Origin of the sequence: Butyrivibrio sp., from assembly GCF_017635265.1 — a bacterium.
In the GTDB taxonomy this organism is placed as follows: Bacteria; Bacillota; Clostridia; order Lachnospirales; family Lachnospiraceae; genus Butyrivibrio.
Map to the genome: position 1 here is coordinate 27,670 of NZ_JAGBLU010000049.1, position 12,103 is coordinate 39,772.

The following is a 12,103-nucleotide window of genomic DNA, read 5'->3' on the forward strand; positions in this document are numbered from 1 at the left end:
TTCGAGAGGAACAGCAATGAATAGTAATCCTATTTGTGAAATGCTAGGAATAGAGTACCCGATAATTCAGGGAGGAATGGCATGGATTGCAGATGCAGATCTTGCGGCTGCAGTTTCTAATGCAGGCGGACTTGGACTTATTGCAGCCATGAATTCCAACGGGGAGCAGCTTCGTGCTCAGATCATCAGGGCAAAAGAGCTTACGGACAAGCCCTTTGGTGTAAACCTTATGCTCATGAGTCCTTACATAGATGAAGCAGTTGAAGTGGTATGTGAGGAAAAAATAAAAGTTGTTACCACAGGCGCCGGTAATCCTGCAAAGTACATGGAAAAATTAAGAGGCGCAGGCGTTAAGGTTATTTGCGTTGTAGCAAGTGTAGCTCTTGCTGTAATGGTGGAGAGAATGGGAGCAAGCGCTGTTGTGGCAGAAGGGTGCGAATCAGGCGGACATGTCGGAGATACCACAACTATGGCGCTGGTGCCACAGGTTGTTGATGCAGTTAACATTCCTGTTATTGCAGCGGGAGGAATAGCTGACGGAAGAGGAATGGCAGCAGCTTTTATGCTGGGAGCAAAGGCTGTACAGATGGGGACAAGGTTTCTTACGGCCAGGGAATGTAACGTCCACGACAATTACAAGGAAAAGGTTTTAAAGGCAAAGGACAGAGACACAATTGTCACAGGTAAAACCTTGGGACATCCTGTACGGGCGCTTAAAAATCGCATGACCAGAAATTTCCAGGCAAAAGAGCTTGATCCAAATGTTACACCTGATGAACTTGAAAAAATGGGAGCAGGAGCACTTCGCCTTGCTGCAATAGACGGAGATGTAAAGATGGGGTCTTGCATGTGCGGACAGATAGCGGGACTTGTTAATTCGGAAGGAACATGTGAGGAAATCGTAACAGGAATTTACAGGGATGCACTTGCCCTTCTTTCAAAAAGTGCAGAGGAAGTGGTATGGGAAAAATAGCTTTTTTATTTGCCGGTCAGGGCAGCCAATATCCGGGGATGGCAAAGGATCTTTTTGAGAATATTTCTGCAGTACACGATTTTTACGGAGTTGCAGAGGCGATTCGTCCAGGGACTCTTTTACAGATGTTTTCCGGGACAGAAGAAGAACTGAAAAAGACAGAAAACACACAGCCTTGTCTGTTTTTGGCAGATTTGGCAGGTGCGATAGGACTTATGGAAAACGGTATACAGCCGGATGTGGTAGCAGGCTTTTCACTTGGTGAGATCGTGGGACTTACGGTTTCAGGAATTCTTGAAAGGCAACAGGCTTTTAAGCTCGTATGTCAGAGGGGAAGGTATATGCAAAAGCTCTCCGAAGACGTTGACGGAAGCATGATAGCGGTCCTTAGAATGGATAAGGATAAGTTACAAAAGCTCTGCAAGGAGCTTGAAGTTTATCCCGTAAACTACAACTGCCCAGGCCAGATTGTGGTATCCGGTGAAAGCAGGAAAATAGAAAGCTTAAAGGAAAAGCTGACTGAGCAAAAAGTCAGATTTGTGGATATTCCTGTGGGAGGACCGTTCCATACACCTTTCATGGAAAAGGCAGCGGAGAGCATAAGGAAAGACTTTAAGGAAGGAAAGTCCTACAATCTTAAAAAATCTTCTATACCTCTTTATGCCAATAAAACTGCAAAGCCTTACTCTAATGATGAAGAAGAGATGATAAACACAATCTCCGATCAGGTATGTAACAGCGTAAGGTGGGAGGAGACGCTTCTTAACATGGCAAAAGACGGAGTAGATACTTTCATTGAGTGCGGTCCCGGCAAGACACTTTCCGGATTTGTAAAAAGAACTGTTGAAGGTGCCAAAATCTACTCCATAAACGATATGGACTCATTACAGAATGTTATCAGGGAGCTTAAAAAGGATGCTTAGTGGAAAAAAGGCGGTTATTACAGGGGCGAGCAGAGGAATTGGAAAGGCCATTGCTTTAAAATATGCTGAAAATGGCGCAGATATTGCAGTTATAGCAACGAAAGAAAGCAGTGAAGCACTAGCTACTATTAAAGAGCTTACAAGTCTTAATGTTACGGCAAGGCTCTATGTATGCGATGTAAAAGATGCGGACCAGGTAGAAAGTGTGGCACAGGAGATAATTGCAGATTTTGGCGGCGTAGATATTTTAGTTAACAATGCCGGAATAACAAGAGATAATCTTTTGCCGAATCTTGGTGTAAATGATATTGACAGCGTAATTGACGTGAATCTTAAAGGCACTATTTTTGTCACAAGATCTTTTATCAGAAATTTTGTAAGAAAGCGAAACGGAAGCATCATAAATATAAGCTCGGTTGTGGGACTTATGGGGAATAAAGGACAGACCAATTATGCTGCTTCAAAGGCGGGGATTGTAGGATTTACAAAATCAGTTGCAAGAGAGTACGGGAAAAAGAACATAAGATGTAATGCCATCGCACCCGGCTTTATTACTACTGAGATGACTGCGGCTTTGGGGGAGAGTCAGGTAGAGGAAATGAAAAAAATGATACCGCTTGGAAAGCTTGGAAGGGCGGAGGATGTTGCAAAGCTGGCTCTGTTTCTGGGGAGCGAAGAGTCTTCGTACATCACCGGAGAAGTTATCAAAGTGGATGGAGGAATGTATGTATAAAGTAGTTGTAACCGGAATGGGGGTTATTTCACCTGTCGGAAATGATCTGGATACTTTTTGGAACAGTTTAAAGAATGGAGTTTGCGGAGTAGACACCATAAAAAGGTTTGACGCTTCAGGTCTTAAAGTCAGTCTCGATGCAGAGGTAAAGGATTTTAACCCAAAGGATTATTATGACAGCATGCAGGAAATCAGAAAATCCGATCTTTTCATGCAGTATGCCATGGCAGCAGCAAAGCAGGCGGTGGAGCAGAGCGGTATCCTTGATTCGGACATAGATAAGGAGCGACTGGGGGTTTATATAGGTTCAGGAATCGGCGGAATTAATTCAACCATCCGGGAACAGGATAAACTCAGAGAAAAAGGACCGGATATGGTGTCGCCGTTTTTTGTTCCGATGATGATAAGCAATATGGCAGCAGGAGCAATATCTATTAAGTTTGGAGCAAAGGGACCGACTCTTCCTGTAGTAACAGCCTGTGCTACTTCAACCAATACTTTGGGCGAAGCCTACAGAGCCATCAAGCACGGATATGCAGATGCCATAATTGCAGGAGGGAGCGAAGCTTCCATAAATGAACTTGCAATGGCGGGGTTCATAAATTGTCAGGCACTTAATCTTTCCGAAAATCCCGATGAAGGCAGCCTTCCCTTTGACAAAAGGCGAGCAGGCTTCGTAATGGGCGAGGGTGCAGGAATCCTCATCCTTGAGGAGTACGAGCATGCCAAAAAACGCGGAGCAAATATTCTTGCTGAAGTTGTAGGATATGGCAATACTGCTGACGCTTATCACATTACAGCTCCGGATCCCGAAGGGGAAGGAGCAGTCAGGGCGATTAAAAGCGTAGTAGCAGAAGGCGGTATCAGTGATGACAGTGAAATATACATAAATGCTCACGGCACAGGAACACACTTAAATGATGCCATGGAAACCAAGGCTATAAAGGCGGTATTTGGTAAAAAAGCCTATGACATCCACATAAGCTCAACTAAGTCCATGACAGGTCATATGATGGGCGCAACCGGAGCAGTTGAAGCTATCGCTTCAGTTCTGGCTCTTAGAGATGGCATTATACCTCCTACTATCAACTACAAGGAAAAGGACGAGGAATGCGATCTTGATTACACAGTAAATAAGGCAGTTCATGCAGATATAGAATATGCCATCAGCACTTCTCTTGGTTTTGGCGGGCATAATGCATGTATCGCATTTAAACGCTATGAGGCATAAGCTATGAATAATTCTTTGAAAGATTATGAAGAGATGTTTGAAAGGCTGGGGTTATCGGAAATGGAAGTTTCCGAAGGTGGCTTCAGTCTTAAGCTGAAAAAAAATTCTGATTTTATGTCAAAGGGACAGCAGGAAGTTAAAGAAACTATTGAAAAGCCTGAGCAGGACCAAAAGAAAACAGGCAAAGATATAGAGGGCACAGAAGTAAAAGCGCCGCTTCTTGGAGTTTTTTACGGAAGTGTAAATGGTAAAAGTGCCATAGATAAGGGTGATGCCGTAAAAAAAGGTGATGTTCTTTGTACCCTCGAAGCCATGAAGATGATGAATGAGGTTAAATCACCTGTTGATGGCACAGTAACAGAAGTTTGCGCCCATGAAGGTGATTTGGTGGAATTTGATCAGGTTCTTTTTGTCATATCATAGAAAGAGCTTTTTTATGACAGCGACTCTTTATTGTAAGGTGAGGTTAGTATGAACAGAGATGAGATAAAAGAAATTCTTCCCCATAGAGAACCTATGCTGCTGATAGATGAGGCTTTCCTTAATGAAGATGGATCAGCTACAGCTTTTTATAAGGTAAGGGGAGATGAATTCTTTTTACAGGGGCATTTTCCCGGAAATCCGATCGTTCCGGGAGTTATTCAGTGTGAAATGATGGCTCAGTCTGCGTGCATAATGTTTGAGGAGCAGATGAGAGGAAAGAGCGCAACTCCGGTGTATACAGGTCTTGACAAGGTGCGATTCAGGGGAATGATAAAGCCCGGAGATACTATACGGATTGATACAAAGCTTTTAAAATCAAGTCACCCTATGTACTTGCTTCATGGGGAACTTACTGTAGATGGCAAAAAGTGCATGAGCGGCGATTTTTCTTTTGCCATTTTGGAGAATGAAGGAGGAAACTGACATGTTTTCTAAAATTCTTATTGCAAACAGAGGAGAGGTGGCGGTTAGAGTCATCAGAGCCTGTAAAGAGATGGGAATACAGACAGTTGCCGTTTATTCCAAAGCCGACAAAAATGCTCTTCATGTGGAAATGGCAGATGAGAGCTATTGTATTGGAGGCCCGCTGGTAAAAGACAGCTACCTGAACATGGATGTAATTCTGACTGTAGCCAAAAAAACAAATGCCGAAGCAATTCATCCCGGATATGGGATGTTATCGGAAAATCCTGAATTTGCCGGGAAAAGTAAGGAAAACGGAATTGTGCTTATAAGTCCCGGTGAGGATGTAATGCGCAAGATGGGGCAAAAGGAAATTGCCAGAAAAATTGCGGTAAGCGCAGGTGTTCCTGTTACTCCGGGAAGTGAGATTTTAACAGGAAGTGACGATGCAAAAAAGCAGGCAGAAAGAATTGGCTATCCTGTTATCTTAAAAGCCAGAGCTGGGGGAGGCGGCAAGGGAATCAGAGTAGTCAGGAAGGAAATAGATCTTGTTTCAGCCTTTGAGCAGGTAAAAAAGGAAGCCGCCAGCTCTTTTGGTGATGATGCCGTGTTTATGGAAAAGTATCTGGAAAACGTAAAGCATGTGGAGGTTCAGATAATTGCGGATAAAAAAGGAAAAGTCCTGATACTTGGGGATAGGGACTGTTCTGTTCAGAGAAAGAATCAAAAGCTTATTGAGGAGTGTCCGGCACCGGCGCTGTCCGATGAACTACGGCAAAAGATGTATGAGGCAGCAAAAAATCTTGCTGTCAAAGTAGGGTACGTGACCGTCGGGACTGTGGAATTTCTTGTAAAGCAGGATCAGTTCTTTTTCATGGAGATGAATACGAGGCTTCAGGTTGAGCATTCAGTTACGGAGATGGTGTGCGGTATTGACATTGTAGAGTGGCAGATAAGAACAGCTGCAGGTGTGGAACTTCCATTTGAGCAAAAAGATATTATCAGTAAAAAGCATGCTATAGAGTGCAGGATATGTGCTGAAAATGCCAAAGACTTTAAGCCGGCAACGGGTAAGGTTGAACTTTTGCATGTTCCGGGAGGAGTCGATGTAAGGTTTGATTCAGCTCTTTATCAAAGCTTTGTAATAACACCTTTTTATGATTCTATGCTTGGAAAACTCATTGTCTGCTCAGATACCAGAGACGGAGCAATCAGAAAGATGAAAAGCGCCCTTTCGGAGTTTGTGCTTTTGGGGGTGGACAATAACAGAGACATGCATATGAAATTTATGGAAAACGGCAGATTTGTCATAGGTAATTATGATACGGGAATCTGTCAGAAAGTGTTGTAGGATATGGAACTTAAGAGCTTATTTTTGAAAGTGAACAATGAGCTTGAAAATACCGAAAACAGACGGGTGAGCCGAAAGATAACCTGCAAAAAATGCGGAAAACAGGTATCTGTTTCTAAAATCAGAAAAAATTTTTTTATCTGCCCTGAGTGCGGACATTATTTTCCTGTAAGGGCTCGCAGGCGCATACTTATGCTTACGGATAAAAGAAGCTTTGTAGAAATGGACAGAGACCTTGAGTCAAAAAATATCTTAAGCTTTCCGGAGTATGAAGAAAAAATTCTGGCGGCTAAAGAAAAGAGCCGCGAAAATGAAGGCGTTATTTGCGGAACTGCTACTATCGGAGGATCTAAGGTCTGTATTTTTGCCATGGACGGAAACTTTATGATGGGCTCTATGGGAGCGGTTGTAGGTGAAAAGATAACACGGCTTTTTGAATATGCTACAAAAGAAAGTCTTCCTGTTATCGGAGTTACGGTTTCAGGCGGTGCCAGAATGCAGGAGGGTATGGTATCTCTGATGCAGATGTCTAAGGTTTCCGCAGCAGTAAAAAGGCATGACAGTAAAGGAAATCTTTACATAGTTCTTTTGACTAATCCAACGACGGGAGGAGTAGATGCTTCTTTTGCGATGCTGGGAGATATTACCCTGGCAGAACCGGGAGCAAGAGTCGGATTTGCAGGACCAAGGGTAATTGAAAAGACTCTTAATCAAAAGCTTCCTGAAGGCTTTCAGAAAGCAGAGAGGGTTCTTGAATGCGGGTTTATAGATGAAATAGTAAAAAGACCTGAACAAAAGGACTACATTGACAGGTTGTTAAAGCTGCATGGAATGTAGGGAAATGGTGAAATGAACGATTACGAGATTGTAAAAAATGCCAGGTCAGAGAAAAGGCTGACTTCTGTGGATTACATAAAGCTTTTGGTAAAGGACTTTGCTGAGTTTCACGGAGACAGACTTTTTGGTGATGACAGGGCGATAGTAGCAGGAATAGGTAAAATAGGCGATATTCCTGTTACGGTCATCGGTATTGAAAAAGGAAAAGATACAAATGACCGTATTTTACATAATTTTGGAAGTGCAATGCCCGAAGGGTACAGAAAGGCGCTTCGGCTTATGAAACAGGCGGAGAAGTTTGACAGACCTGTTGTATGTTTTGTGGATACGGCAGGAGCATATCCCGGAATAGATGCAGAGGAAAGAGGTCAGGGGAGAGCAATCGCAGATTGTCTTTTTGAAATGTCAAATCTGAAAACCCCGGTTCTATCATTGGTCATAGGAGAAGGGGGAAGCGGAGGAGCCCTTGCCCTATGCCATGGGGACGAAATATGGATGGAGGAGGATGCTTATTTTAGCGTTGTTTCTCCGGAGAGCTGTGCAAATATTCTCTGGAAAAATGTAGAGAAGGCTGACGTGGCTGCAAAAGCTCTTTGCCTGACTGCCCCAAAGCTATATGAACTTGGTCTTATTGACAGGATATTTAGTGCAGATAAGAAAAAACTTAAAAACGAAATTGTAAACTGTCTGCAAAATCTTATGGAGCTTTCAAAAGAAGAGCTGGTTGACAGACGATATGAAAAGTTTAGAAAAGTTGGTTATTAAGGAAAATGTTATGATCTATGAAGATTATTATAAAGAAATAAAGGATAGCACAGGGAATATCACAGATATAGAGTTTACCTACGGTGATGATTTTAACTTTGCCTATGATGTTATTGACTCTTTTGCAGATGTTTCCCCTGATAAGCTGGCTCTTTTACATAAGACTGCAGATGGGAAAACTACAAGGTTTACCTTCAAGGATATGTCTGTTTTGTCCAATAAGGCTGCAAATGCGCTAAAGAGCCTGGGAGTAGGCAGAGGCGACAGCGTTATGCTTCTTTTAAAAAGACGTTTTGAGTTCTGGGTCAGCATTCTTGCCATTCATAAGCTGGGGGCAATCGCCATTCCAACATCCCACATGGTTTCAGCAGAAGATATTAAAGAGAGAGTAAAGCTTGCAGATACAAAGGCGGTAATATGCGTTAATTCCGGGGATATCTGTCATAAGGTGAAAGAAGCTCTTGCAGGAAGTGACGTTTGCCTGATTGTTGTGGGTGACAGATATGGGAAAGAAATCAGTTTTGAGGATATTGTGGAAAAATCCGATGAATCTTTGGAAAGGGTGGATACGAAAGTAAGTGACCCGATGCTTTATTATTTTACATCAGGAACCAACGGGGCGCCCAAGGCGGTAATTCATGACTTTTCATATCCACTGGCACATATTTTTACTGCAAAAAACTGGCATGGAATAAAGCAGGACGGGCTGCATCTGACGGTTGCGGATTCCGGATGGGCCAAAACAGCATGGGGAAAACTCTACGGGCAGTGGTTTTTGGGAGCGGCTATTTTGGTCTATGATTATGAGCAGTTCTATGCCGGTGATATGTTAAAGCTTTTGGAAGAGGAAAAGGTCAATACTTTCTGCGCTCCGCCTACAATATATAAATATCTGGTGCTTGAAGACCTGGAGAAATATAATCTGGAGAACCTGCACTTTGTAACAACTGCAGGAGAGGCAATGCCAAAAGAGGTTTCCAAAAAGTTTAAGGATAAGACAGGACTCCCTGTTCGTGAGGGCTTTGGACAGACGGAGACAGCACTTCAGCTTTGTACTGTAATCGGTAAAGAGCAAATTCCGGGAAGCATAGGCAAAGCATCACCACTGTACAAAATAGGACTTGTGGATGAAGAAAACGTCCATGTGCCTGATGGCGCGGAGGGGGAGATTGTTATTATTCCCAAAAACGGTAAGCGCCCCATAGGAGTGTTTACGGGCTATCTTGGGGATGAGAGAATGTATGAGGAAGCTTTTGAGGGCGGAGTATATCATACCAAAGACATGGCAGTAAGGGATAAAGACGGAAATTACTTCTTTGTCGGAAGAAATGATGATGTCATTAAGTCAAGTGGTTACAGGATAGGACCTTCTGAAGTAGAGGATGTTTTGATGCGACATCCTGCAGTATTTGAATGTGCGGTGACTGGCTTTCCTTCCAAAAACAGAGGAGCGCTGGTCAAGGCCAGCATAGTGCTTAATGAAGGCTTTGAACCGGATAATAAGCTTGCTGTGGAGTTACAGGATTTTGTAAAGGAGCGCACAGCTATTTACAAGTATCCGAGACTGATCAGTTTTGTAAAAGCCCTCCCCCACAATGCCAATGGAAAGATATTAAGGTCAGCCATAAGAAAAGCGGATTATGAAAGTATTAAATAGTCATCAGGCAATTATTAGCACTCATTTTAAGTGAGTGCTAATTTTTTATTGACTTTTGTCTGATAGGGTTTTAAACTAGTCTTTGGTTAGTAAGATGCTAAGGAACTAATTTCAATGCAGTTCCTGACTAAAACATAAAAAAGGAGTGAGAATTATGGCTTCAAAAAAAGGTAATCTTTCAATTAACAGCGAAAACATGTTTCCGATAATCAAAAAATGGCTTTATTCGGATCATGATATTTTTTACAGAGAAGTAATTTCAAATGCATGCGATGCCATTACCAAGATCCGCAAAATGGATATGATGGGAGAATATACTCTTCCTGATGGATTTAAGCCTCGCGTAGATGTAGTCCTTAATGATAAAGAAAAGACAATCAAGATCACTGATAACGGTATCGGTATGACAGCAGAAGAGGTTGAGGAATACATCAACCAGGTAGCTTTTTCAGGTGCTACTGATTTCCTTAACAAGTACAAAGACAAGGCCAATGCAGATCAGATTATCGGTCATTTCGGACTTGGATTTTACTCAACATTCATGGTATCTGATTCAGTAGATATCGACACATTATCATATAAGTCAGATGCTGCATCTGTTCACTGGACATGCGATGGCGGTTCAGACTTCGAGATGTCAGACGGAGACAAAAAGGAAGTTGGAACTACAATAACTCTTCATCTTTCAGAGGATTGTCTTGAGTTTTGTAACGAATACAAGGCAAGAGAAGTTATTGAGAAGTACTGCTCATTCATGCCATATGAAATCTATCTTTCCAAGGAAAATGAGGAAGGAACAGAGACAATCAAAGAATCAGAAAAACTTGATTCTGATGTGGTTATAGAAGTCGTTGAGCCTGAAAAGAAAGATGAGACCAAGGCAGATGGCGAAAATAAGGATGAGAAAAAGGAAGAGGAGAAGAAGCTTAAGATAAAGAGAAGACCTCAGCTTCTTAATGATACACATCCTCTTTGGGCTAAAACTCCTAAGGACTGTACAGATGAGGAGTACAAGGAATTCTATAGAAAAGTTTTCCGCGACTATAAGGAGCCCCTTTTCTGGATTCACCTCAACATGGATTATCCTTTCAACTTAAAGGGTATTCTTTACTTCCCTAAGATCAACATGGAGTTTGAGTCAATAGAGGGAACAATCAAACTTTACAACAATCAGGTATTTATTGCAGATAACATCAAGGAAGTTATTCCTGAGTATTTGATGCTGCTTAAGGGTGTTATTGATTGTCCTGATCTTCCGCTTAACGTTTCAAGAAGTGCTCTTCAGAATGATGGATTTGTCAAGAAGATTTCTGAGTACATTTCAAAGAAAGTTGCAGAGAAGCTTGCAGGTCTTTGTAAGACTGATAAAGAAAACTACGACAAGTACTGGGATGATATCAGCCCATTCATTAAATATGGTTGCCTCAGAGACGACAAGTTCTGCGAGAAGATGACAGACTACATCCTCTTTAAGAACCTTGATGGCAAGTATCTTACAACTCCTGAAGCACTTCAGATCAACAAGGAAGCTGAAGAGGCAGCAGCCAAGGAAGAGGCTGTAGATGAAAACGGCAATAAGGTCGAGGCAGAAGTGGTTGGAGCGACACCAAACGAGAAAGAGCAAGTTTCCGGTGGAGTCAATGATTCCGAAGAGTCAAGCAAAAATGGCGCAGACGATTCGAAGAATCAGACGGCTGATGATAACAAAGAAAAAGAACCTCGTACAATCTACTATGTAACTGATGAACAGCAGCAGAGTCAGTACATCAAGATGTTTAAGGCTCAGAAGATGGAAGCGTTCATCATGAATCACAACATTGATGTTCCTTTCATGCAGCAGCTTGAAGCCAAGAACGAAGGCATAAAATTTGCCAGAATCGATGCTGATCTTACAGATACATTCAAGTCCAAGACTTCCAAGAAGGCAGCAGCTGAGCTTGAAGAGAAGGAAAAAGAGCTTTCAGAGAAGATCAAAAAGGCTCTTAAGAATGATAAGCTTACTATCAAGCTTGAGAAGCTCAAAGATAAGAAGATGTCTTCTATGCTTACAGTATCAGAAGAGTCAAGACGTATGGCTGAGATGATGAAGATGTATGCAATGAACGGAATGAGCATGGGCGACTTTGGTAACGAAGGCCAGACACTTATTCTAAATGCCAACCATCCACTTGTTCAGTATGTAATGGAGCATGAAGATGGTGACAATACCAAGATGATCTGCGAACAGCTCTATGATCTTGCACGCATCCAGAACGCTCCGCTTGAAGGCGAGGCAATGACTAGGTTCATTGCTCGCAGCAACGACATTATGATGGTTCTTGCAAAATAATATATTCAATTTATGGCGTAGATTGAAATTACTCTGGAGATTTGGAAGAGTATTTACGAAAATGTATGTGCTATATTCTACGTTGTAGATTAGGAATAATGTCAGAGAAAAAATATGTATGTGGCTTATCTTATGTTGTAGATTAGCAACAGGAAATAAAATAGAATTGATTATGGTTACGAATGCTTACGCGGATAGCGTAAGCATTCTTGCATTTACAATTTTATATGATCATCCATTTTTATGATATAGCCATAGGACCTGGCAACGTCCGCCACCCTGATGACTGAACCTGATGGAAACGCAGTAGCCATCTTGCCGACGGTGAGGATGATGGGAACAGTAATCTTTCACTCACCGTCGGTTCCTGCATTGTAGCGTTTCCATCAGAACCAGTAAAGGGCCAGCACCTAGCGGTG

The 12,103-nt window shown here is 42.3% G+C and carries 11 protein-coding genes; all 11 read left to right on the top strand.

Annotation, left to right across the window (positions count from 1 at the left end; translation table 11 throughout):
• The first annotated feature begins 16 nt into the window (after window positions 1–16).
• The 11 genes from fabK to htpG all read left to right on the top strand — a co-directional run bounded on the left by fabK (window position 17) and on the right by htpG (window position 11,684).
• Window positions 17–973: an enoyl-[acyl-carrier-protein] reductase FabK gene (gene fabK / locus J6O61_RS06580; RefSeq protein ID WP_292211082.1), complete on the top strand. Its 957-nt coding sequence runs from the start codon at window positions 17–19 to the stop codon at window positions 971–973.
• Entirely contained in the window at window positions 961–1,896 is a 936-nt protein-coding gene (locus tag J6O61_RS06585) for an ACP S-malonyltransferase (RefSeq protein WP_292211085.1), read from the top strand. Before fabK ends, J6O61_RS06585 begins: the two co-directional genes overlap by 13 nt.
• Window positions 1,889–2,629 (top strand): 3-oxoacyl-[acyl-carrier-protein] reductase, encoded by a 741-nt coding sequence (gene fabG / locus J6O61_RS06590; protein ID WP_292211088.1) that lies wholly within the window; start codon window positions 1,889–1,891, stop codon window positions 2,627–2,629. Before J6O61_RS06585 ends, fabG begins: the two co-directional genes overlap by 8 nt.
• The gene (fabF, locus tag J6O61_RS06595) at window positions 2,622–3,860 is read left to right on the top strand and encodes a beta-ketoacyl-ACP synthase II (protein ID WP_292211092.1); all 1,239 of its coding nucleotides are present in this window, start codon (window positions 2,622–2,624) and stop codon (window positions 3,858–3,860) included. Before fabG ends, fabF begins: the two co-directional genes overlap by 8 nt.
• A 3-nt stretch (window positions 3,861–3,863) precedes the next feature.
• Entirely contained in the window at window positions 3,864–4,283 is a 420-nt protein-coding gene (locus J6O61_RS06600; RefSeq protein WP_292211095.1) for an acetyl-CoA carboxylase biotin carboxyl carrier protein, read from the top strand.
• Window positions 4,284–4,331: 48 nt separating this feature from the next.
• Window positions 4,332–4,766 carry a 3-hydroxyacyl-ACP dehydratase FabZ gene (gene fabZ / locus J6O61_RS06605; protein ID WP_292211097.1) on the top strand — a complete coding sequence of 145 codons (435 nt, stop codon included), beginning with the start codon at window positions 4,332–4,334 and terminating at the stop codon, window positions 4,764–4,766.
• A gap of 1 nt (window position 4,767) precedes the next feature.
• On the top strand, window positions 4,768–6,096 hold the full coding sequence (locus J6O61_RS06610; RefSeq protein ID WP_292211100.1) for an acetyl-CoA carboxylase biotin carboxylase subunit: 1,329 nt from the start codon (window positions 4,768–4,770) through the stop codon (window positions 6,094–6,096).
• Window positions 6,097–6,099: 3 nt separating this feature from the next.
• Window positions 6,100–6,933: an acetyl-CoA carboxylase carboxyltransferase subunit beta gene (locus tag J6O61_RS06615; RefSeq protein WP_292211101.1), complete on the top strand. Its 834-nt coding sequence runs from the start codon at window positions 6,100–6,102 to the stop codon at window positions 6,931–6,933.
• Window positions 6,934–6,945: 12 nt separating this feature from the next.
• A complete protein-coding gene (gene accA, locus J6O61_RS06620) occupies window positions 6,946–7,698 on the top strand; it encodes an acetyl-CoA carboxylase carboxyl transferase subunit alpha (RefSeq protein ID WP_292211103.1) in 753 nt (250 codons plus the stop codon).
• A complete protein-coding gene (locus J6O61_RS06625; protein WP_292211105.1) occupies window positions 7,670–9,355 on the top strand; it encodes an AMP-binding protein in 1,686 nt (561 codons plus the stop codon). Before accA ends, J6O61_RS06625 begins: the two co-directional genes overlap by 29 nt.
• Before the next feature lie 154 nt (window positions 9,356–9,509).
• A complete protein-coding gene (htpG, locus tag J6O61_RS06630) occupies window positions 9,510–11,684 on the top strand; it encodes a molecular chaperone HtpG (protein ID WP_292211107.1) in 2,175 nt (724 codons plus the stop codon).
• The last annotated feature ends 419 nt before the right edge of the window (window positions 11,685–12,103 follow it).